The 21,116-nt window shown below is 39.8% G+C and carries 24 protein-coding genes and 2 riboswitches; of the genes, 5 read left to right on the top strand and 19 right to left on the bottom strand.

The window, feature by feature from the left end:
* Positions 1–21: 21 nt before the first annotated feature.
* A complete protein-coding gene (locus tag ACWF5P_RS00225; protein ID WP_101223318.1) occupies positions 22–252 on the bottom strand; it encodes a DUF3953 domain-containing protein in 231 nt (76 codons plus the stop codon).
* A gap of 171 nt (positions 253–423) precedes the next feature.
* Positions 424–921: a hypothetical protein gene (locus tag ACWF5P_RS00220; RefSeq protein ID WP_434167806.1), complete on the bottom strand. Its 498-nt coding sequence runs from the start codon at positions 919–921 to the stop codon at positions 424–426.
* A 391-nt stretch (positions 922–1,312) separates the two neighbouring features.
* Here ACWF5P_RS00220 and ACWF5P_RS00215 point away from each other — a divergent pair, with 391 nt between their 5' ends.
* Positions 1,313–2,716 carry an NCS1 family transporter gene (locus tag ACWF5P_RS00215; protein ID WP_101223320.1) on the top strand — a complete coding sequence of 468 codons (1,404 nt, stop codon included), beginning with the start codon at positions 1,313–1,315 and terminating at the stop codon, positions 2,714–2,716.
* Between the two features lie 57 nt (positions 2,717–2,773).
* Here the strand turns inward: ACWF5P_RS00215 and ACWF5P_RS00210 are convergent, their stop codons facing one another.
* Positions 2,774–3,223: an NUDIX hydrolase gene (locus ACWF5P_RS00210; RefSeq protein ID WP_101223321.1), complete on the bottom strand. Its 450-nt coding sequence runs from the start codon at positions 3,221–3,223 to the stop codon at positions 2,774–2,776.
* Between the two features lie 209 nt (positions 3,224–3,432).
* Here ACWF5P_RS00210 and ACWF5P_RS00205 point away from each other — a divergent pair, with 209 nt between their 5' ends.
* Entirely contained in the window at positions 3,433–4,014 is a 582-nt protein-coding gene (locus ACWF5P_RS00205) for an LOG family protein (RefSeq protein ID WP_452444408.1), read from the top strand.
* A gap of 61 nt (positions 4,015–4,075) precedes the next feature.
* On the opposite strand, the gene ACWF5P_RS00200 is transcribed toward ACWF5P_RS00205, so the two are convergent.
* The 3 genes from ACWF5P_RS00200 to ACWF5P_RS00190 all read right to left on the bottom strand — a co-directional run bounded on the left by ACWF5P_RS00200 (position 4,076) and on the right by ACWF5P_RS00190 (position 5,650).
* Positions 4,076–4,498, bottom strand: a complete 423-nt coding sequence (locus ACWF5P_RS00200) for an NUDIX hydrolase (protein WP_452444407.1) — start codon at positions 4,496–4,498, stop codon at positions 4,076–4,078.
* A complete protein-coding gene (gene fabZ, locus ACWF5P_RS00195; RefSeq protein ID WP_063575217.1) occupies positions 4,498–4,923 on the bottom strand; it encodes a 3-hydroxyacyl-ACP dehydratase FabZ in 426 nt (141 codons plus the stop codon). The genes ACWF5P_RS00200 and fabZ overlap by 1 nt, the downstream gene beginning before the upstream one ends.
* 112 nt (positions 4,924–5,035) lie before the next feature.
* A complete protein-coding gene (locus ACWF5P_RS00190; protein WP_434167809.1) occupies positions 5,036–5,650 on the bottom strand; it encodes an undecaprenyl-diphosphatase in 615 nt (204 codons plus the stop codon).
* A gap of 183 nt (positions 5,651–5,833) precedes the next feature.
* Here ACWF5P_RS00190 and ACWF5P_RS00185 point away from each other — a divergent pair, with 183 nt between their 5' ends.
* A complete protein-coding gene (locus ACWF5P_RS00185; protein WP_434167810.1) occupies positions 5,834–6,229 on the top strand; it encodes an SRPBCC domain-containing protein in 396 nt (131 codons plus the stop codon).
* Positions 6,230–6,360: 131 nt separating this feature from the next.
* The gene (locus ACWF5P_RS00180; protein ID WP_434167811.1) at positions 6,361–6,954 is read left to right on the top strand and encodes a dienelactone hydrolase family protein; all 594 of its coding nucleotides are present in this window, start codon (positions 6,361–6,363) and stop codon (positions 6,952–6,954) included.
* 15 nt (positions 6,955–6,969) lie between these two features.
* Here ACWF5P_RS00180 and ACWF5P_RS00175 read toward each other — a convergent pair whose 3' ends face one another.
* From ACWF5P_RS00175 to ACWF5P_RS00145, 7 genes are all read right to left on the bottom strand, one after another.
* A complete protein-coding gene (locus tag ACWF5P_RS00175) occupies positions 6,970–7,164 on the bottom strand; it encodes a Fur-regulated basic protein FbpA (RefSeq protein WP_101223327.1) in 195 nt (64 codons plus the stop codon).
* 25 nt (positions 7,165–7,189) lie between these two features.
* Positions 7,190–7,396, bottom strand: a complete 207-nt coding sequence (locus tag ACWF5P_RS00170; RefSeq protein ID WP_434167812.1) for a Fur-regulated basic protein FbpA — start codon at positions 7,394–7,396, stop codon at positions 7,190–7,192.
* 193 nt (positions 7,397–7,589) lie between these two features.
* The gene (locus ACWF5P_RS00165; protein WP_434167813.1) at positions 7,590–8,792 is read right to left on the bottom strand and encodes an amidohydrolase; all 1,203 of its coding nucleotides are present in this window, start codon (positions 8,790–8,792) and stop codon (positions 7,590–7,592) included.
* Between the two features lie 87 nt (positions 8,793–8,879).
* The gene (locus ACWF5P_RS00160; protein WP_101223329.1) at positions 8,880–9,752 is read right to left on the bottom strand and encodes a MetQ/NlpA family ABC transporter substrate-binding protein; all 873 of its coding nucleotides are present in this window, start codon (positions 9,750–9,752) and stop codon (positions 8,880–8,882) included.
* A 21-nt stretch (positions 9,753–9,773) separates the two neighbouring features.
* Positions 9,774–10,424: a methionine ABC transporter permease gene (locus ACWF5P_RS00155; protein WP_053537357.1), complete on the bottom strand. Its 651-nt coding sequence runs from the start codon at positions 10,422–10,424 to the stop codon at positions 9,774–9,776.
* Between the two features lie 13 nt (positions 10,425–10,437).
* Positions 10,438–11,460 carry an ATP-binding cassette domain-containing protein gene (locus tag ACWF5P_RS00150; protein ID WP_434167814.1) on the bottom strand — a complete coding sequence of 341 codons (1,023 nt, stop codon included), beginning with the start codon at positions 11,458–11,460 and terminating at the stop codon, positions 10,438–10,440.
* A gap of 256 nt (positions 11,461–11,716) precedes the next feature.
* Positions 11,717–11,828: riboswitch (SAM riboswitch) on the bottom strand.
* A 139-nt stretch (positions 11,829–11,967) separates the two neighbouring features.
* Positions 11,968–12,435, bottom strand: coding sequence for a GNAT family N-acetyltransferase (locus ACWF5P_RS00145; RefSeq protein WP_434167815.1), 468 nt, complete (start codon positions 12,433–12,435; stop codon positions 11,968–11,970).
* 422 nt (positions 12,436–12,857) lie between these two features.
* Here ACWF5P_RS00145 and ACWF5P_RS00140 point away from each other — a divergent pair, with 422 nt between their 5' ends.
* The gene (locus ACWF5P_RS00140; protein ID WP_101223332.1) at positions 12,858–13,403 is read left to right on the top strand and encodes an NADPH-dependent FMN reductase; all 546 of its coding nucleotides are present in this window, start codon (positions 12,858–12,860) and stop codon (positions 13,401–13,403) included.
* 66 nt (positions 13,404–13,469) lie between these two features.
* Here the strand turns inward: ACWF5P_RS00140 and ACWF5P_RS00135 are convergent, their stop codons facing one another.
* The 6 genes from ACWF5P_RS00135 to ACWF5P_RS00110 all read right to left on the bottom strand — a co-directional run bounded on the left by ACWF5P_RS00135 (position 13,470) and on the right by ACWF5P_RS00110 (position 20,970).
* Positions 13,470–14,255: an SDR family oxidoreductase gene (locus ACWF5P_RS00135; RefSeq protein WP_101223333.1), complete on the bottom strand. Its 786-nt coding sequence runs from the start codon at positions 14,253–14,255 to the stop codon at positions 13,470–13,472.
* A gap of 15 nt (positions 14,256–14,270) precedes the next feature.
* Positions 14,271–15,125, bottom strand: a complete 855-nt coding sequence (locus ACWF5P_RS00130) for a RhaT/GlcU family sugar-proton symporter (RefSeq protein WP_101223334.1) — start codon at positions 15,123–15,125, stop codon at positions 14,271–14,273.
* Positions 15,126–15,385: 260 nt separating this feature from the next.
* Positions 15,386–17,212 carry an APC family permease gene (locus tag ACWF5P_RS00125; RefSeq protein ID WP_350302948.1) on the bottom strand — a complete coding sequence of 609 codons (1,827 nt, stop codon included), beginning with the start codon at positions 17,210–17,212 and terminating at the stop codon, positions 15,386–15,388.
* 138 nt (positions 17,213–17,350) lie between these two features.
* Positions 17,351–17,497: riboswitch (cyclic di-AMP (ydaO/yuaA leader) on the bottom strand.
* A gap of 346 nt (positions 17,498–17,843) precedes the next feature.
* Positions 17,844–18,299, bottom strand: coding sequence for a GtrA family protein (locus tag ACWF5P_RS00120; protein ID WP_402939775.1), 456 nt, complete (start codon positions 18,297–18,299; stop codon positions 17,844–17,846).
* Complete coding sequence (locus ACWF5P_RS00115; RefSeq protein WP_434167817.1) at positions 18,259–19,281, bottom strand: glycosyltransferase; 1,023 nt, start codon at positions 19,279–19,281, stop codon at positions 18,259–18,261. The genes ACWF5P_RS00120 and ACWF5P_RS00115 overlap by 41 nt, the downstream gene beginning before the upstream one ends.
* Positions 19,282–19,296: 15 nt before the next feature.
* A complete protein-coding gene (locus tag ACWF5P_RS00110) occupies positions 19,297–20,970 on the bottom strand; it encodes a DUF6044 family protein (RefSeq protein ID WP_434167818.1) in 1,674 nt (557 codons plus the stop codon).
* Between the last annotated feature and the right edge of the window lie 146 nt (positions 20,971–21,116).

Genomic DNA, 21,116 nt, shown 5'->3' with positions numbered 1-21,116 from the left:
GTTTTTAAACAAAAACACAAATTAGTCCATTAAGAAACCCAGCATGGATACAAAAAAAAGAAATAATGAGACAACAACGTACCTCAAAGATCCTCCTTTTCTATCTTTTTGAGGCTCCTCTAATCCTGTAATTAACATTATTACCGCCAGAAACAACATAGAATATGGCATCAACTCAACACTTCCAGTAATTAGCTGATATGCATATAAAGCAACTACAATTATTGCTAAGATGATTTTAACTATTTTCAAGAAATTATTTCCCCTTAAGTACAATTTTTTATTTAATCATATCATTTGACAGCTTTTCATTGTGTGGAAAATGGAAATTTCTTCATTAATTACCCCGCTTTTCTGCACGAAAAAGCCGACTGGTTTTGAATAAAACCAATCGGCTATATGGGCTTTTAATTTATTTGAATGTTACGCATTTACTGCTTTACGGGCCTGACTTGCATGTAATTTTTTCATTGCAAACCTCGCTATCGGCTGTGCGATCAGTACTTCAACCCAAAATGCGATGAAAAAGTTACGTGGCCACTCATAAAAGAACGTCTGAATCGGCTCCATACTAATTTCTCTCATGCCAATCCAAGATCCGATAACCGTCAGTAAAATGGACAAGATGGTTACGCTGAATAATATTGTGAATAACACTCTTGCATTAAAACCGTCCGTAGGTTCAATAAACTTTTGTACGAGTTTATTAACCAGAGGATTTACAACAAGTGTTACTAATAAAATGACACAAATCCATACAAATGGAATTACTCGTAAGGTTTCAAAATACACTTCTTTACTGAATCCAAATTTAAATCCCATAATAAGTGGTGCAATAATGTTGACTGAAAGTATTGATATAATCGCTAAAAATAATACAAAGTCTTTTCCATTTCGCGGTAATCTTGTTTCATCGTGCATATGATCATCCCCATTAAAAATATTTCAGATGGCAGACGTATCGTGAGACATATATTTTTGGTCAATAAAAAAGACCAATATCTCTACACACTGATATAACAATTTTATCACTTCTATTCAATGAATTTCAAGGCTTAATCTTACCTATGCTGCGTCGTTTTTCCCGAAAAGGGCTGCCGCAGCAACCTTACTGATTGCAAACAAATCACGATACAGCACGACAAGAGTTCATTTGATCTTCATTTAGTTAAAAAGCACAAAATAATATCTGAAATTTCACACTTCTTCTAATGATTCCTGAATACGAAACCTGTATACTTTTCTCATGTTAGTTTTCATCACATCAATAGTCATATCATATAACACACTATGAATAGGAGTTGAGTGTAAATTGTCTACATATCTAGAAAGCCATGCTTTAGAAGAGGCGGAGTTCCACCATGCTGCGGATTTGGATGAATCTCTGAAGCCGAGATCAAAAGAAGATAGGACGGTTGGCCCGATATCCTATACGTTCATGTGGATTGGGGACGGCGTCAATTTAGGGAATATGACACTTGGGGCAAGCTTGGTCGTAGCGGGAACCGCTACGTTGAATATTCTTCAGACATTTACCGCAGCTGCCATTGCCATCGCTATCATTTCCGTGATTTTCGCTTTAAATGATAGGATTGGATACAGGACCGGTATTCCCTATGTTGTTCAGCTCAGAATGTCCTTCGGGATGAAAGGCTCCATCATATCATCACTTTTGCGTGGTATTCCGGCCATAATCTGGTACGGTTTTCAAAGTTGGATCGGCGGTACTGCCTTAAACGAAATCGTAAAGATCATTACGGGTGGTGCTTTTGATAATACGGTCATTTGCTTTGTCGCGATTCAATTGGTGCAAATTGTGCTTTCGCTATATGGCTTCCATGCCATCAAATGGGTGGAAATGCTTGCATCCATTGTTATCATGCTGGCGTTAGTCTATGTATTTGGTATTCTTCTTACATCACATAGCGAGGTCATCGCGGAAAAATGGGTACACGCTGAAGGCTCTTGGGGCTTGCCGTTCTTTGCTTTCATCATGATGTTTTTAGGAAACTATGCGGCTATCTTTTTAAGCGCAGGGGACTATTCAAGAGAGCTTAAGTCTGGCATCAGTGATGCAAAACGAGGATTTTTGTATTTTTCGCCCATTTTACTAGCATACGGCTTCGTACTGACAATCGGTGTAATGCTTGCTTCCGCTACCGGCATTTCCAATCCAGTTAAGGCGTTTGCAATTGTGGTGGATAATCCTTATATCACAGTAGGCGTTTCGGCATTTATCGTTATAGGTGCAATTGCGGTAAATATGGTTGCCAATATTATTCCACCAACATATGTGATTACTTTGCTTACAAAGTTGAAATATAAGGTTGCCGTTATCATAACCGGAGTTCTTGCCTTTTGCTCATTCCCTTGGGTGCTTGTACAGGATTCTTCGGCAAAGGGCCTTGGTTTATTCATTCTGATTTATTCCGCTTTTTTAGGTCCAATCGTTTCGATTTTATTAGTCGAATACTATATATTAAGAAAGCAAAAAATGAATGTTGCCGATTTGTACAGAGAAGACGGGCCATTTGCAGGGTATAATCCATGCGCACTGCTCGCCATGCTTATCGGTGCCGGCGCTGCCTTTATAAAAGTCGAGCTTGCCTGGATCATCGGCGTTATTGTGGCAGGCATCGCCTATATTATTCTGATGAAGTTCGCCTTTAAGGATTCAAGATTCAAAAAGGGGACGATATTCGAGAATGAGTTTTAACTTATTGAAGGGGATACTGCTCAAAATGGCAGTATCCCTTTTTAAGTAATGTTGATTTCAGGAATTATATATTTGACCATTTTTGTAAGTGAATGTATAGTCTCCTTCTTTTTTCATTAATACCGGCAAGTACTGTGCGACCATCTCAGCAATTCCGAGATTAAGTGGATGAAGTATCCAATCAATGGATTTCCAATCAAGAATGCCTTCCCGCGTTTTTTTCGGTGTTTCATATATTAAATCCTCATCCGCCATATACAAATATACATATATTCCATCCACTTCACCTTCTGGAGTCTCCCAGGTTACCGTTCCTTTAGAAAAAAAAGGCTCCACCTCTATCCCAGTTTCCTCAAATACCTCACGCTGTGCACCTATATCAGGCGTTTCACCTTTCTCGATTTTGCCTCCCACCCCGTTCCAAACACCCATAATTGGAGCTTTCTCCCGGTTAAGCATGAGAAGTTCATTATTCTTCTTTACAAAACAGACTGTATACTTAAACATTTATTAAGAACCCCTTTATCGTTAGTTCGTGCTGTTTACATGTGAGTTTGAGCATATACACGTGAGTTTGAGCGATATACACGTGAGTTTGCGCTGTTTAATCATGAGTTTCACTGTTTTACTCGTGAGTTAGATAATTCAAGTTTAACAAATCCCCTTGAATTTTGTATGATAAGAAAGGAAGATTACTAAATGGGAGATGTGATATTTTGAAAAGTCTAGCTGTATTTTGTGGATCGAGCAAAGGTGCATCTGCTATCTATGTAGAAGAGGCTAAAAAACTGGGTGCGGAACTGGCAAAACGTAAGATTACCCTTGTCTATGGGGGCTCAAGTGTAGGGATCATGGGTGCAGTTGCAGATTCCGTTTTGGAAGCAGGCGGAAATGTAATTGGCGTAATGCCAGATTTTCTAGAAAAAAAGGAAATAGCACATAAGAATTTAACCGAACTGATCGTCGTGGAATCCATGCATGAAAGAAAAGCAAAAATGGCTGAGCTTGCAGATGGGTTCATGGCCTTGCCAGGCGGGCCAGGAACATTGGAAGAATTCTTTGAGATTTTCACTTGGGCTCAGCTTGGTCTTCATCAAAAACCTTGCGGACTCTTAAATATCAATCACTATTATGATCCTTTGGTCGCTTTATTCAACCATATGGCCGACGAACAGTTCCTGCATGAAAAGTTCCGTTCCATGGCGCTGGTGGATGTTGAACCAAATGGACTTCTTGATCAATTCAATACATATGAACCGCCAACCGTAAAAACTTTCATTACCGAAAAACAAACCTGATCATTAAAAAACAGCTGACCAAGATCAATAATGATCTTGGCCGGCTGTGATAAACTGCAGGTTAAGTAAATATCCGGTTTAAATAATCTCCATGCCCTTTGATAAGTTGCACTTCATGTTCGGATGAAATCCAGAAGAAATGAAATGTCAGCCCCGCTTCATCTCCTCCACCCGGCGGCTGATGGTCCCATTCATCAGGAACATTCGATACACTTATTTGATAAAAATATCTATTATGTATGGCACCATCGACGTTCTCCCAAAAATCTTCTGTTATTAATTTCTCCACATGAAAATTTTCCAGACCTGTTTCTTCTTTCATTTCCCTAATCACTGCTTGGTAAGCATCTTCTTTAGGCTTCACCGTTCCCTTGGGTATCTGTATACCGGCTTCCTTAATGGGATGTTGAAAAACCAATACCTGTGTTTCTCCATTATTGATTCTTGTCACATACCCGTAAGCTTTTTTTATCATTATCACCATCAATCACCAAAAGCAAAAATGAGCTCTGTCTCGCATACAGTTTCCCCCTCGACAGTAGCCCTGCCTGTTCCTTTACCGATAGGACCTTTCAAGCGAGTAATCTCCACTTCTAAACGTAATTGGTCCCCTGGTTTTACTTGCCTTTTAAAACGGCATCCATCGATCCCGGCCAAAAGCCCGATCCGTCCTTTATTTTCTTCTTTTGTAAGCATGACAACAGCACTTACCTGTGCTAATGCCTCCACGATCAACACACCTGGCATCACTGGGTAATCGGGAAAGTGACCAGAAAAAAACTCTTCATTTGCCGTAACGTTTTTAATGGCCACCGCCCTCTTTCCTTCTTCCAGTTCCAAAACTCTATCAACTAAAAGAAATGGATAGCGATGCCTGATAATGTCTTTGATTTCTTGGATATCGATCAATATTAATCCCCCCATTACGATGGATTGCTTTCACTTAATTTTACCATCAGAATCACCATATGGATATTTTTGTATTATAAAAAAAAGGCTGCCTGAGCAACCCTGTTTTCACTTACAAATCCTTTGACTTTTTTTCCTTCGATTTAGTTAACGGGGATAGAACCATTTGTTCATACCTCTCATATCCCCCTAATAGTTTATGAATCACGCTTATTTTAGGAACAACAAGGTAAACCGCCAATCCTGAAATGGTGCTCAGTATTGCTCCTGCCAGCACATCCGCCGGAAAGTGGACACCTACCCAAATACGGGAAATGCCAACAAGGAAAGCCAGCATGATCCATAACAACCACCATCCTCTTTTGAAAAGCCAAAAAGATACACAAAACGAGAAAAACAAGATGGTATGGTCGCTTGGAAATGAATTATCCACTGCTTTTTCAATTAACTGATTAACATTGGCCAATTCGGCAAATGGCTGATTATTATAATGTAATCTCCCTGCTATTTTCCCCATCACTTCAGCTATTACAAACGTAATCATCCCACAAACAACCATCATCCTACTCTGTTCATTTCGAGTGAACCATATTACGATGACTGCCAAAGCTAATAAAAATACCATGTACTCGGCAATGAAAATGGCAGAAGGGTTTAAATAATCGTACTGTTTCCCTAAGTCATTGATCATTCTGAATACATTGGTATTCAACTCAAAAAAGTCCATTTCATACCCAACCTTCCTCTTTTTCTTACATATTAAAGAGAAAGGAAATATATCGCCATCGTTCTTCCTAACAGTTTAAGCTGCCGTCTTACAATATTGTCACCCGGTTAAAGAAGCTTGGTGGGGTCTTGTATATTTCCTGAACTTTCTATATAATCCAAGAAAAATACGGAGGTTAGTCAAATGAATACTGATAGGAACTCTGTTCTAATTCATGAAAACCAAGAAACGGTTTGGAATGCGATCACGAATGATGAAATCATTTCAAAATGGTATGCCCCGGGTTCAAAATGGAATATTCCTAAACTCCAGGTTGGAGAGAAGGCAATCTTCGTATTAATGCCTAGTGCACATAACAATCTTAAAGAGAATGAAAGCATCCCAATGAGCTTTACAATCCAAGAGATAATCCCTTGCGAAAGGTTTTCTTATTCTTCGGATTCGGATAAACTCGTTTTCACTTTTGAAATATTCCCAGAATCCGAAGGCACTAGAGTATCCATTAACATGAACGGATATGAACTTAGTTTGGCTAACTTAAAAGCATGTTTAGAAGGAAAAGAACTTCCCTATACCTAATCATTCATTTGAAAGAGAACCTAGTTCATTTCCATGTTTATTAAAAAACGGTGCTATCCCCCTTCGCATATAGCGTCTGAAGGGAGACGGCTGTATTTATAATAGAAGAAATTCGCATCAGGAGGTAAAAAATGCTGCACATACAGAAAAAGTCCGATACTGTCATCATTGTCATTCACGAAATATATGGACTGAACCAACATATGCAGGGTATTTGTGAGTCATTATCAAACAATGACTTTGATGTAATCTGTCCGAATTTGTTAGACCGCGAGACGCCTTTTGATTATTCCCAAGAGGCTGCTGCTTATCGACATTTTATGGAGAACGTTGGCTTCACGGGTGCTTTATATGAGATAAAGGATATATTATCGGATATAAGAGATGAATACCAAAAGATTTTTATTCTTGGATTCAGTGCAGGGGCAACTGTAGCTTGGCTGTGCAGTGAGGAAGAGTGTGTCGATGGAATAGTTGGTTACTACGGTTCGCGTATTAGGAATTATACAGAATTGGCGCCACAATGCCCTGCATTGCTATTTTTCCCACTAGAAGAGCCATCATTTAATGTGGACGAGTTAATTTCAGTTTTAGAAAGAACGAATGTCGAGGTTCATAAATTCAACGGAAAACACGGATTCAGTGATCCTTACAATTCAAAATATCATGCAGAATCAGCCCAGGCTGCCGTTAGCAAAATGATGAAATTTTTCATGCAACATTGAGGTTACACATTCAACCTAATGCCGTTTTGTATTGATCCATTGTATCGAACCCGCATCACTATGGGGATGACATTCATTTTGAACCTTTTTATATTCTGTTTCCAATTCTTTTAAGGTTAACTTCATAAGCTGTTCCACAGTCTTATTTACAGTATGGATCATAAGTTTAAAGATTAATTCCTTCCGCCTTTCTTCCACACTCTTCCTCATTTCACCCTCTCCTTTTATTCTGATATTATATGAAATGTATCCTTAGACAGGGGGAATAATCGTCGGATTCCTTCTCTTCAATTTTGCTTATTTTAATATATTCATTCTCTAAATCGGTTAAGGTTAATTCAAATAGATGGATGTCATTCTTTTTATAAATTCCCTTGTTAATCAACTTGTTTATCAGGAAGTTTCTTTTTTTCTCAATGGCTTTACGTAATAATATCCCCATGCTAAATCCTCCTTTTGATAATCTTCCGACTTGCCCATTCACAAAAAAAAACCGAAGACACCTCTTTACATGAAAGAAAAGTCTCCGGTTTTCCGGTCAATTAACCTATAACCCCTATTAAATTACTTGGTATTATTGTTTTTATAATACTAACTCTGTGATCCGCAGTCAACAATTTTTTCCTGCATCTTATTTATTTTTGCTTCGCTTCATGAAATGCTGCTTTCACTTTATCCAACAGGTCTTTATCCGAAATCAATTTATACCCTGTAAGTGCAAGGGCTTTTGCTCCGGTCAGGATGGCTTTGTCTCCAGCAGGAGATTTGGCACAGTCGCGAAATTCATTCGTATGGGCAATCAGCTCATCATGGCCAATTTTTATATATGGATGTGCTGTCGGCACTACATGGCTTACATTACCTGCATCCGTCGAGCCAAAGCCACTCTCTTTTCGAGGACCCACTGCTTCCCCTAATTGAGCCAGTTCTTCTTTTAACAGTTCATCCAGAACTGGATTAATGACAAAATCGAGTACTTCATTTTGGAAACGTTCAACTTTAACCGTACTTCCTGTGGCAAGTGCTGCCCCTTCGGCAACAGCACGTATTTTATTGGATACTTCTTGGCAAAGTTTCCATGTTGTTGCTCTAATGTAAAATCTGGCTGAAGCATATTCGGGAATGATGTTAGGAGCTTCCCCGCCATTGGTGATGATTCCGTGGATTTTGACCTCGGTCGGGAGCTGTTGACGCAAAGCATTAATGCCATTGAACAGCTGAATCACCGCGTCAAGTGCATTCACGCCTTCTTCAGGTGCAGCTGCTGCATGTGCTGACTTCCCGTAAAAATGAAAATCTAGGGGGTCGACTGCCAGAAATGGACTTGTGACACGCGTATGCCCACCAGGATGGATAAGGATTGCCGCATCAACCCCATCAAATAGACCGTGCTTCACAAAGCTGCCTTTTGCGCTTCCATTCGGCCCGCCCTCTTCTGCCGGTGTTCCGAAAACAATCACCTCTCCGCCCGTTTCCTCCAGCACTTGAGCCAAGGAAATGCCTGCTGCAACACTCGTTGTGCCGATGATATTATGGCCGCAAGCATGGCCTAAACCCGGCAATGCATCATACTCGGCTAAAAAGGCAATTGTGGGACCTTTCTTTGAAGAGGTTTTTTTGGCGATAAACCCTGTTTCATGCCCGGCAATATTGCGGGTTACTTCAAATCCTTCATTTCGAAGTATTCCGGTTAATGTATCCGAAGCGAAAAACTCTTGATTCCCAATTTCGGGTTTAGCATGAATGGCTTGACTCGTTTCGATATATAATTTGGAATGAAAGTCGATGTGATCTTCAATGATCTGCTGATGCTGCTTCTGCACTAATTCTCTCGCCATATTCTTATCTCCCCTTTTTGGTTTAAGGAACCGGATAGGCATCTTGAATCCATCCGGCATTCCTTCACTCGTTTTGAATCTGAATCATTATTTTTCATTAGCTGGTTTTGTCCAAGCATCCTGGTAATTCACTAATTCATCTACAGAAACATATGCAGGAATGGTGTTTCCTTTAAACGTTTTTTCAATGAACGCTTCCACTTTTTTCGATTGATAAAGCTCCACTAATTTTTGCAGCTCAGGACGATCGGCATTACCCTTTTTAACTGCAATGATATTAATATATGGTTTCGCCGTTTTACTCTCATGGAATAAAGAATCTTTTAAAGTAAGGCCTGCTTCGACTGCAAAGTTATTATTGATGGCTGAAGCATCGGCATCATCCAATAGACGCGGTGTATTGCCGGCAGCAACAGGTTGGATTTTCAAGTTTTTCGGATTTTCCTTAATGATTTCCAATGATCCCGATCCATTGAATTCCTCTTTCAATGTAATCAATCCAGCTTCCTGAAGAAGAAGCAATGCACGGCCAAAGTTCGTTGCTTCATTCGGAACGGCAATCGTAGCGCCATCCGGAAGATCCTTGAGATCTTTATGTTTTTTCGAATAAAGGCCCATAGGAGCAATGACAGTCGACCCGATGGCCTCTAATTTCAGATTTTGGTCTTGAACGAATTCATCGAAGTATGCGACCGTTTGGAATGAATTGGCATCAATTTCACCTTCACTTAAAGCAAGGTTCGGTTGGATATAATCATTGAAAGTGACCAGTTCAATATTAAGCCCTTCCTCTTTCGCTATGTCGACAATGTATTCCCATGTTCTTGTATCCCCGCTGCTGACACCGACTTTTACTGTTTTCACATCATCCGAACCGCCTGATGCACCTTCTTCTTTCCCGCATGCTGCAGACAAGATGGCCAATGCCAATACTATGATCGTTAATAAGATTTTCTTCATTTCTCCTACCTCCTGTTATTTTTATCTTCTTCTGATTTTTCTTGAAACAAAATTCCCGGTGGATTGCAGTAATTGAACGATGATCACGAGCGCCGCCACTGTGACGATCATCGTCATCGTATCAAACCTTTGATAACCGTAAGCCAAAGCTAAATCTCCGACCCCGCCTGCACCGACGGCACCTGCCATGGCCGTAGATCCAACAAGCCCGATTGTCGCTGTTGTAAATGTAAGGATCAACGAACTAAGTCCCTCAGGAATCAAAAAACGATAAATGATTTGCCATGTCGTCGCCCCCATCGCCTGAGCTGCCTCGATGATCCCTTTGTCCACTTCCAACAGGGAGTTCTCCACAAGCCGGGCGATATAAGGAGCCGCGTAAAAGATTAGCGGAACAATGGCCGCATTCGTTCCGATCGCACTGCCTACAATCATTCTGGTAAACGGAATAAGTGCTACTAGCAAGATGATGAAAGGAACCGACCGCAATATATTGATGATCGGGTTCAATACATTAAAGACCCATTTATTCTCCAGGATATGACCCTTTCTTGTAATGACAAGCAGGATACCAAGCGGAAGACCAATCAATCCGGAAAATACCAATGAGATGGCTACCATATAAAGTGTGTCACCGAAAGCTGTCGACAGCTGATCTGCCGTTATTTCCATTCCCCAAAGCGTATTACCCATTTATCTGCACCTCCTGGACGAGAATCCCCTCATCTTTAATATACTGATAAGCCTTGTCCACCTCATTTTTATTCCCGGTCACTTCGATGATCAAATTCCCGAAAGGCGTTTCCTGAATTTCAGAAATATTGGCTGATAAAACACTTAAATGAACATCATATTTCTTCGAGATGGTTGAAAGCAAAGGAGTACCCGAAGTAGTCCCAATAAAATTAATTTTCCAAATAATCGGGATATGGGACCCTATGCTTTTTAGGAAACTTTGTGGAATTTCGTCATGTATGACCGTTCTCACGAAGTTTTTTGCAATATCCGTTTGCGGCTTCGCAAAAACTTCGAAAACCGAACCTTGTTCAACGACGCATCCGCCCTCCATGACCGCTACCTTATTGCAAATTTCCCGAATGACAGACATCTCATGAGTGATTAGCAGAATGGTAATATTGTATTCTTTATTGATTTTCTTTAAGAGCTGCAGAACAGCACTCGTTGTTTGCGGATCCAATGCCGAGGTAGCTTCATCACACAATAAGATCGATGGATTGGTAGCCAATGCTCTCGCAATGCCGATCCGCTGCTTTTGACCGCCGGATAATTGTTCCGGATAACTCTTTGCTTTGCTCGATAAGCCAACGAACTCCAACAGCTCGCCTACCCGCTTTTTGATTTCTTTACCAGGGGTTCCCGATAAAATCAGCGGCATGGCGATATTATCAAAAACGGTCTTTGAGTTTAGCAAATTGAAATGCTGAAAGATCATCCCGATTTTTTTCTTTTCTGCCCGTAATTCCTTCGCGCTCAATTTGGTTAAATCCTTGCCCCCAACAATCACCGAACCAGCTGAAGGATGTTCAAGCAAATTGACCAACCTGATCAACGTACTCTTCCCGGCCCCGCTATAACCGACTACACCGAATATATCCCCCTTTTCCACTGTCAAATTAATGCCCTTCAAAGCCTCGACAGTCTGTTTCTTTGTTTGATATACCTTTTTAACATTTTGAAACTCAATCATCCAATCTCCCCCCATGTTGTTTATTTGTACGAATTCATTATCCAGAGAGAAGAGCTTTGCAACGCTTCATAATGATAGGGTTAAATTCGAAACTCACGAGTAAATCTGCGAAACTCATGAGTAATTGCACCAAATTCCCTAATAACCATATACATTTTGAATAAACAAAAGAGGCCTCTTCCGTCATCAGACAGAAGAGGCCTCTTTAGACATAAAAAAGAGTAAACTCTTAAATTAATTATCTAAGAAAAGCTCCTTCTTATCTTTCAAACTTTCGTCCGTTGGAATTAGCACAGTATTTTTACAAAAGTAAAAACCCGCTGCCGAGGTATCATAGGGCCAAGTCCCTCCACATCTCTTGATAAGAATTAACGTTATATTTAATTATGTCCTTCACTATATATTCTAATTTCTCTAAAGTCAACCCTATTTTTCATCGGTTAAAATATTTTCACAGTATAGTGATTGACGCCTTTTAATTATATTAATATAGTTAAATTTTATATTCTATAATGATTTGCCCATTCTCCATACTGGGTATATTTCATTTTCTTCCCTTATCTTCATCATGCCTGAATTCTTATATAAGCGAATCGCCCTTTGATTATCCGGAGAAACCCTTAAATGATATTCGGATACATTAAATCGCCCGAAAAAGTTTTCTGCATAGCGAACCAATTCCTTGCCAAGGCCTTTACTGCGGTATCCGGGAATAAGATAAAATAGATCTACATAGCCGATCTCAGTTCCTTCATACTCCCGAATTCGAAGTTCCATTTGCCCAATCGGTACTTGGTCCTTTTCAATGATCACCTGTCCCCCCGGGAATTTGCGGACCCTTTCTTCCATTCGTTGCAGATATGTATTTTCATCTCCAAAACCTGCCTCAGATCCAAAACTTACAACAAAGGAATCTTTCCTGAATTTAACGATAATATCTTTATCTTTGTCCGTATCAATGGTACGAAAGATCAACTTCATCCTCTCCTATCATTTTAGTGAAATAGTTTTCAAGCAAAAAAAAAACATTTCACTTACGGTCTTCATGATATTTCATTATTTACTTTTCAAGCGTCTTATTTCATTTTCTCTGAAAGGATTTTTCCTTAATCCCTATAGGAATGGTCATAATATTAAATTAAAAACAAATGCAATATTGTTTGGTGAGTTCTAGTAATGGGGATTGGATTGGCACAAACAAATCTATTTAATTTTCGAGTCTAACTTTGCAGGGTAACCCTAAGTGAATGAATGTTCGAGAGGAATTTGTTTATTAAGCTCTAACTCAACTTTTTCCCAAGCATCCTTTTTCCCTTTCATTTACATTCCAATTATAATAGGTAAGTGGAATACATTTACATGATTATCCATTATAAAAATCATTGGAGGTATTGAAGATGAAAGTTGTTGCAATAGTGGGAAGTATCCGTAAAGAGTCTTACAACCTTAAGCTTGCCAAATATATTCAATCTAGATATCAAGATCGGTTCGATCTCGAAATATTGAACATTCGGGATTTACCTTTTTATGATCAAGATATTGAAAATGACCCTCCATCAGTTGTAAAAGAATTTAAAAGCAAAGTGGCCGAAGCAGATGCAGTTTTGTGGGTAACTCCTGAATACAACGGTACGATTCCAGGTGTATTGGGCAATGCAATCGATTGGTTATCACGTGTCGATAAAGTCTTAATCGGCAAACCATCATGGATCATGGGTGCTTCAATGGGGCAATTAGGAACGGTTAAAGCTCAATTGCATTTGCGTGAAATCTTATTCGCAATAGGCATCGCCTCCCCACTCCTTCCAGGGAATGAAGTATATGTTGGTGCAGTGCATGACAAAATCGATAACGAAGGCAGGCTTACACATGAGTCGACTGTCCAGTTTATCGATACGGTCGTGGATAATTTCATTAGCTGGTATAATCATCATACTCGTTAATGATTAAAAAAAGACTCCCAGCCGGTTTGAGCCTGCTGGGAGTCTTTTTGCATCATTAAACAAAATTCATCCTCTTCCCGCCTGGAATGCAGGGTATTTCGTCATTCCTCCGTCAGCGAATAGAGTGATGCCCGTTACATAACTGGACTCTGAAGATGCCAGCCATGCAGCAACCGCAGCAATTTCTTCAGGCTTTCCGATATACCCCATCGGAATCATGCTTTCAAGATCCTTTTTCTTTTCGGGATCTTCAAGCTTGTCGGCATTAATTGGCGTGGCGATGGCTCCAGGACCAATGCTGTTCACACGGATTCCCTTTGGTGCATATTCAAGTGCCAGTGTCTCCGTAAGCAGCTTCACCCCGCCCTTGCTTGCAGCATAATGAACGAATAAAGGCCAGGGAATCATCTCATGTACACTGGACATGTTTATAACATTCCCTTTAATGTCGTTCTCGACAAAATACTTGATAGCTTCACGACAGCCCAAGAAATTTCCCGTTAAGTTGGTATTGATTACCCTATTCCAGTCGCTTAACGGCATCTCGTGAGACGGAACCGGATTTTCAATTCCTGCATTATTGATGAATATATCGAGTTTCCCGAAATTCTTTATCGCTGATTGAACAAGATTAATCACATCTTCTTCAACGGTGACATCGCCTTTTACTGCAATTGCTTCCCCGCCATTTGTTTTGATTTCCTCCATTACACTATCCGCTTCCTCTGATTTAGTGCGATAATTAACCACGACCTTTGCCTTTTCCTTGGCAAAGCGAATGGCCATCGCTTTCCCTAAACCAGTGGATGAACCGGTTATAACAACGACCTTACCTTCTAAATCTGTATACATTTAATCACCCTCCAATTAACTTTTTGCCATCCCGAGCATAATCCCAGCAATGATGATCAAGATAATTCCGATTATGATTCCAATTAGTTGGCGTTTCGTTTTCTTTTCACGTAAAATGATGATCCCGCCGAGAGTTGAGATGACAATGCCCATTTGCGAAAGGGAAAAACTAGTGGCCACTCCCACACGGGGCTGGGATATGAATAAAAACATATTCCCTGCAGCCCATATCAATCCCGGAATGATATTGCGAATCGTATATTTATTAAACGGTTTATGTTTAAAAGTCAATAACAGACCGCCTATTACCATCCCTATCGCTTGAGGGAACAATGCTGACCATCCATCAACATCGAAAAGACGGGCCACGACCACATAAACCAAATAACCGAATGTCGAGATGAGGAGAATAACAATTCCTTTCTTCAAGTTTCCCGATTTGCCCTCTTTTGATTCTTTATCCTCCAAGGAGGTCAAGACAATTCCTATAATAATGAAGACTAATGCCAAGACGCCTAAAATGATTGCTTTCATTGTAGACCATTCGTTAAAAACAATGACCCCGAATAAAGTCGTTGAAATGAGCTGCATTCCAGTAGATATCGGCATTGTTTTGGATACTCCCATTAAATCAATGCTCTTAAGCTGATTAGCTTGTCCAACGGCCCAAAACAATCCAGAGACAACCCCGACTCCAAACACGAGAAATGACAACTTAATATCGGCAAAAATATAAACACCTATTGAAAAAATCAATGCGCCAATGGTTGTACCCAATGTTTGACTATATGGCCCACCCCCGAGTTTCACATTAAATAAAACGATGCTTCCCCAGAATAGTGCCGGCAAGAGAGCTAATAATATATCCATATTCAACCCCCATATGTAAGTTCAAAGCTAATAAATTTCATTTTGTCTTCTTTTTAATATGTTCGCTTTATTTGAATTGACCCTTGGTAATTTTATGAAGTGTTTTTGCAAAAATAGTGTTCAACACAAAGAAAGCTTCCGATGCTAATAAATCGGGAGCGTTTAGTTGGAGAAAAGACAGCTGTACTGCTGTCTTTTTTTATAAGATTATAAAAAAAGCAAACCTTATGCAGGTTTGCTTCCAGTTATAGATATGGAACTTATTTCTTCAAATGATATGGCACAGTCGTAACAACCACATTCCTTTTATAAAGTAAGTAGGCGCGGATCAGTAAACTTGATTGGTTATGAAGTATATTGTGCCAGCCCTTCTTCGGAATGAATTGGGGGATGATCACCGTTACTTTATAATTGGATTCACTAGCCTTATGTTCAACTGTGTCCACAAATTTAGTTAGTGGCTGAATGATACTTCTATAATAAGAATTCAGTGTAACGAGTCTGACATCTGGCTGCCATTTTTCCCACTTTTCTTCGAATTTCTTTTCGTCTTCTCTTTCAAAAGCGACATAAACGGCAATGACCTGATGAGCAGATAGAGATTTTGCATAATTTAAAGAGTTCTCAACCACATGAGTTATACCTGCCACAGGTACGATAATGATATTCCCTTCAATTGGTAAGATCGGCTCGCATGTTGTAATCCTTAGTTGGTCACCAACTGCTTCATAATGCTTTTTAATTCGATGAAAAATTAAAATGATGATAGGTAAAAAAATCAACACAGGCCAAACCTGAGTAAATTTGGTTAAAAAGAATATCATCGTGACGATAAAGCTAATTATGGCACCAATTGAATTAATGGTTAATTTCATCATCCAGCCTTTTGGCTTTTCGCGAACCCATTTAACAATCATGCCAGTCTGGGACAACGTAAATGGAATGAATACCCCTACCGCATAAAGCGGAATGAGATTTTCTGTATGTCCTTCAAATGCGACTATCAAGATGATGGATGCAAGTCCCAGTATGATGATTCCATTGGAATACCCTAATCGGTCCCCTCTAATCGTAAACGCCCTTGGTATGAATTTATCCTTCGCCAGATTTACCGCAAGCAGAGGGAAAGCCGAATAGCCAGTATTGGCCGCAAGTATCAAGATCAAGGCAGTCGTACCTTGAATGAAGAAATACATGAAATTCCGTCCAAAGATCTCTTCAGCAATCTGGGAGACGACCGTTACCTCTGCGCTCGGAACAATGCTTAAATAATAGGCTAAGAATACGATTCCCGAAAATAATACAGCTAGCAAGGAACCCATCGCTATTAAAGTTTTCGCAGCATTATTCGGGGCTGGATCTTTAAAGTTCGGGATTGCATTGGAAATCGCTTCGACTCCTGTCAATGCGGAGCTTCCTGATGCAAATGCTCTTAGCAGTATGAATAAACTGATACCCGCTACCGGAGTCCCGATTGATGCGTGCAATTCCGGTGAAACTCCTCCCGTCAAAATCTTGTAAATTCCAACACCAATCAAGATGAACAATGCTAAAACGAATAGGTAAACCGGATAGGCCAAAACAGAGGCCGACTCCGTAACCCCCCGAAGGTTCAGGATTGTAAGTAGTATCACAAAAATGATGGCTATGACCACATTATATGAATGCAGGCCGGGAAAAGCGGACGTGATTGCATCCGTACCTGCAGAAACACTTACAGCTACAGTTAATATATAATCGACCAACAAGGATCCTCCGGCTATCAACCCTGGATTGACACCTAAATTGTTTTTTGAAACTACATATGCCCCCCCGCCATGCGGATAAGCGAAAATGATTTGTCTGTAGGACAAAATCAAAGCAGTTAACAGGATCAATACTCCGATCGCGATTGGGATGGAATACCAAAATGCTGCAGCACCGACCGTGATCAGGACGATTAATATTTGCTCCGGTCCATATGCAACCGAAGACAAAGCATCAGAAGATAATATCGCCAAAGCCTTTGTTTTGTTAAGCTTTTGTTCACCAAGTGCATTTGACTTTAAAGGTCTCCCAATCAAGAACCTCTTTATAGAAGATAACATCAAGATTTCACCACCATAGTTAATTTATAAGTTTATGTTACCCAGCTGTAGCAAAAAACTAGACGAAACACAAAAATGCCTACAAGTCATAGCTAAATAGACCTGTAGACATCAATTTTTTTGTCTAACAAGCTCCACCTTCCTTCTCATATAACGCTTACGAGGTTAGCTGTCGGATTCGGACCTAAGAGTAGCCCTACCTTTTTAAAAAGGATTCACCCCTTGGATTGTAAACAATCCCAATAACGGGTCCCCCGCACCATAAGGTTTAAGCGATTTAGAAATATGAAACTGTTGATTATCATACTCCCGTGAAATGGAAATGTAAATGAAAATTTTGCTCAAAAATAAATAATTCTTTGTAAGTGAGGTTTTGTTCTTGGCTTATATAACATAAGTCATGCAATGACATGATTCGAAGGTAGGAAAGGAGGTAAGTAAAGGTCAAAATCCAGGGGCCAATGAACATAAGGTGGTCCGAAAAGGAAAAAAATCACCTTCATGAAGAATGCGATGAATTAACCAGATCTGCCCCAGCTCGGATCGTCATTAAAAGGGTAAACTTGCATTAAATATCAAATTCCGCTTTTATTCCCGTCCAATAGGGGCACTATTCCACTGATTCACCTAATTAGTTCCTTCCTTCTTGAATTGGTCTCAAATTGCTTTTTTTAAAGACAAAGTATTTCTGGCCAATATAGTTAAGCACGGTATAAAAGATTGTTCCTATGAGAACAGCCAAATTTTGTTGTATGGATAAATGGACGGATCCTTCCAGTGATTCCGCAATGGCTTGGCCTATAGAATAAGCGGCGGAATAACAAATCAGGATGACGCATAAGAAACGGGCAACTCCTCGCCGCCATTCTATATCACTTTTAAAGGTAAAAGTCCTGTTCAAAAGAAAACTCGTTACAGCTCCCGTTCCATTGCCGAAAAAGGTGGAGACCCAGTATGATAATTCAAGAACATTCATAAGAAAAAGCATGATGGAAAGTCCAACCGCTGTATTGACTATTCCAACCAATAAAAAGCGGATAAAGGAGTTAGTGTGTTTTAGATAGTTTCTCAATACTGTTCCGTTCATTGTCTAGTTGCTCCCGTTTTTTTAAATCGAGCGGATTAAATAAATCAAGATCAACAATATATTTAGGCCGGCGTTTGGATTCATTATAGATTTTTCCGATATATTCCCCAATCAAGCCGACAGCAATCAACTGCAGTCCGCCGATCAACCATATGGAGGTGATTAATGAGGTCCAACCAGTTTCGGTCTGACCATAAAACTTTAACCATAAAAAGTAAGACCCAAAGAGTAAGCTAATGAAAAAGGAAAGACATCCTAGCCATAATACAAGCCGGATCGGTGTAACTGAAAAGGAAGTAATGCCATCAAGCGCAAAAGCAACCATCTTCTTAAATGGATATTTCGTTTCCCCAGCCAATCTTTCTTTTCGGTCATAATAAACAGAGTCCGTCTTAAACCCAATGAGCGGGACAATCCCCCTTAAAAAGAGATTCGTTTCATCAAATCGTTCCAACTCCGCGATCGCCCTTCTGCTCATCAGCCTGAAATCGGCATGATTATAGACAAGGTTAACCCCCATCTTGTTCATCAATTTATAAAAACCAGTTGCAGATGTCCGTTTAAAAAATGAATCAAGGTCCCTTTTCTGGCGGACACCATATACGATTTCACATCCTTCCTTGAATTTCCGAATGAATTCAGGGATGACTTGAATATCATCCTGTAAATCTGCATCAATGGAAATCACACAATCCGAGGCTTCCTTGGCTGTAAACAATCCTGCCAGGAGTGCATTTTGATGTCCTGCATTCCGGGAAAGCTTTAGCCCGCGAACCAATTCATTATTGATCGTTTCCTTATAAATGATTTTCCAAGTTTGATCTTTGCTTCCATCATCAACCAGCAGGACTTTACTTTGACCAGAAACAACGTTTTCTTCGACTAATCCCCTCATCAATCCACAAAGCTGGGAAATGGTATCCTGCAAAACGCTTTCTTCGTTATAACAAGGTACAACAATCGTTACTATCGGTGAATTCATTCTATTCCCCCCTTTTCACATGACTCTGTATAAATGAATTTTCCATTTGCTGCCTTTCTTTGTGAAAACCCTATCTAGCACCAATCCGTTCTCCTTCGCGTTGTTGATTGGGATGGCAGAAAATATATATTTGCCACCTAATCCTTTAAAGGCATCCATATTAAGATCCAAATTTTCCAGCTCTTTCTTCGAGCCTTTCTTGAACATATAATGCTTCCCAAGCTCATCGGTAAATAGGTAACAACGTCCTCCCCATTCATCAAAGTAGATTCTGATGTTTTTATTCTTAGCCAATTCGTTTTCAATTATTTGACGAAATTGATGTTTGTAAGAAAGCGGATAGAAATTGTTATAGCTATCGAGCGTGTAAAATCCATTAAATTGTGCGATTGCAGGATGCAGCCCAATGCTAGCAACACGATACTCTTCCTGTGGAAGGTCGATATGATCTTTTATTTCCTGGAAAAGGCTTTCTGAATAGAACTCTTTAAAAGATGGTTTTTTATTGTAAGTGATTTCTTCATTGAAGCCCATTAAGATCATAATTTGGACGGCGATGAAAATGGAAAGGGTTTTCTTAGCATAATCGCTGTGTTCCCAAATGATTTTTATCGCGAGGGCAAAGCCCAAATAAATCACCATCGGCCTTAAAAAGTGAAATCTGGCAAAATTAAAGGTATCCAGGGTGTGAAACCTTTCCGTCAAAGGAACCCAGCCTTTATAAAACCAGAATGCGTACCATGCTGAGAGTATAAAGTTCAAGCCGAATAAAAATACATATACCTTTTCCTGTCGCCACAGTTTTTTGGTCAGAATGATATAAAGGGCAAAGACTGTAATCGGCAGGATGATAAGCGCATGTACAGTCATGACATGCGTGTGTCCAAGAACGAAATTTTTGAAAGTGAGCTTGATGACCCAATCAAGCGGCAGCCTTGCGTGAAAATATTCATCTCTGCTATTTGGCTCCGAATCAAAAATGAATGAAGACACCAAACGATACTCCACCAAACCAAAAATGAAGGTCATATACACGATCGAAAGAAGAAACGTTATATTCCACCCTTTTCTCCTGATCACATCCGTTAACCAAAGAAAGCCCATTGCAACAAGGAAAAAGAAAAAACCAAGCACGATGCTTGAATAAAGCGGCAAAAGTGTAAGGACCAAATAATTCTTCCACGAATGATCCTTGCTGCGAATATTCAAAAAAGCCCAAAGTGCAAGCGGCATCCCAAGTGTACTGAGCATTCCCGACGGCCAAAATGGGGTAAGGGCAAAGGCCAAGGATGTTCCAACCCTGATCCAACCTGATTGGCTCCCTGTAACCAAATGTTTCTTTAATAAGATATACATACCAAAGAATGCAATAAATCTTGTTAATGCCTGGCTTATTGCATATGCAACCATTGTCGGAAAAAGTGCGTAAAGCCACACGATAATACTGAACTCACTGCCAAAGGCATTTCGGGGCAGACCATTCATGATCTGGGGAATTTTGGCGTCTATCGCACCGAATAACTCACCGCTTTCTGAAAGGACTTTATACCAGGCAATGTTGGAGTCCAAATTATCATGTACGCGAATATGCGCATTTTCTCCAAGGATGAATAAAGGAGAAAGATATAAAACAATGACGAGTAAGGCAAAAAGGATTTGTGTTCTCTCTTGTTTTTCAATTGGCAACATTTACACCTCTTGACCAAATTCATATATCCATAATATTTGCTTCAAAGGTAAATCTATTCTTTTTCAGGAATTTATTTTAACCTATTTTGATATAGGTCAACCAATGGCTACATAAAATGAAGGGTAGAACTAAAAGCATATAAAAG

The organism is Peribacillus sp. NPDC055009, assembly GCF_053608705.1.
The sequence above is the reverse complement of the archived record's forward strand: the minus strand, read 5'-3'. Positions and strand labels throughout refer to the sequence as shown.

Excerpts from the sequence above, each read along its gene's own strand:
- ACWF5P_RS00220 (WP_434167806.1), bottom strand. The coding sequence starts at position 921 with ATGCACGATGAAACAAGATTACCGCGAAATGGAAAAGACTTTGTATTA.
- ACWF5P_RS00125 (WP_350302948.1), bottom strand. The coding sequence starts at position 17,212 with ATGTTATCTTCTATAAAGAGGTTCTTGATTGGGAGACCTTTAAAGTCA.
- ACWF5P_RS00170 (WP_434167812.1), bottom strand. The coding sequence starts at position 7,396 with ATGGGGATATTATTACGTAAAGCCATTGAGAAAAAAAGAAACTTCCTG.
- ACWF5P_RS00160 (WP_101223329.1), bottom strand. The coding sequence starts at position 9,752 with ATGAAGAAAATCTTATTAACGATCATAGTATTGGCATTGGCCATCTTG.
- ACWF5P_RS00140 (WP_101223332.1), top strand. The coding sequence starts at position 12,858 with ATGAAAGTTGTTGCAATAGTGGGAAGTATCCGTAAAGAGTCTTACAAC.
- ACWF5P_RS00130 (WP_101223334.1), bottom strand. The coding sequence starts at position 15,125 with ATGGATATATTATTAGCTCTCTTGCCGGCACTATTCTGGGGAAGCATC.
- ACWF5P_RS00120 (WP_402939775.1), bottom strand. The coding sequence starts at position 18,299 with ATGAACGGAACAGTATTGAGAAACTATCTAAAACACACTAACTCCTTT.
- ACWF5P_RS00175 (WP_101223327.1), bottom strand. The coding sequence starts at position 7,164 with ATGAGGAAGAGTGTGGAAGAAAGGCGGAAGGAATTAATCTTTAAACTT.
- ACWF5P_RS00155 (WP_053537357.1), bottom strand. The coding sequence starts at position 10,424 with ATGGAAATAACGGCAGATCAGCTGTCGACAGCTTTCGGTGACACACTT.
- ACWF5P_RS00115 (WP_434167817.1), bottom strand. The coding sequence starts at position 19,281 with ATGAATTCACCGATAGTAACGATTGTTGTACCTTGTTATAACGAAGAA.
- ACWF5P_RS00135 (WP_101223333.1), bottom strand. The coding sequence starts at position 14,255 with ATGTATACAGATTTAGAAGGTAAGGTCGTTGTTATAACCGGTTCATCC.
- ACWF5P_RS00150 (WP_434167814.1), bottom strand. The coding sequence starts at position 11,460 with ATGATTGAGTTTCAAAATGTTAAAAAGGTATATCAAACAAAGAAACAG.
- ACWF5P_RS00185 (WP_434167810.1), top strand. The coding sequence starts at position 5,834 with ATGAATACTGATAGGAACTCTGTTCTAATTCATGAAAACCAAGAAACG.
- ACWF5P_RS00165 (WP_434167813.1), bottom strand. The coding sequence starts at position 8,792 with ATGGCGAGAGAATTAGTGCAGAAGCAGCATCAGCAGATCATTGAAGAT.
- ACWF5P_RS00110 (WP_434167818.1), bottom strand. The coding sequence starts at position 20,970 with ATGTTGCCAATTGAAAAACAAGAGAGAACACAAATCCTTTTTGCCTTA.
- ACWF5P_RS00200 (WP_452444407.1), bottom strand. The coding sequence starts at position 4,498 with ATGGTGATAATGATAAAAAAAGCTTACGGGTATGTGACAAGAATCAAT.
- ACWF5P_RS00190 (WP_434167809.1), bottom strand. The coding sequence starts at position 5,650 with ATGGACTTTTTTGAGTTGAATACCAATGTATTCAGAATGATCAATGAC.
- ACWF5P_RS00180 (WP_434167811.1), top strand. The coding sequence starts at position 6,361 with ATGCTGCACATACAGAAAAAGTCCGATACTGTCATCATTGTCATTCAC.
- ACWF5P_RS00210 (WP_101223321.1), bottom strand. The coding sequence starts at position 3,223 with ATGTTTAAGTATACAGTCTGTTTTGTAAAGAAGAATAATGAACTTCTC.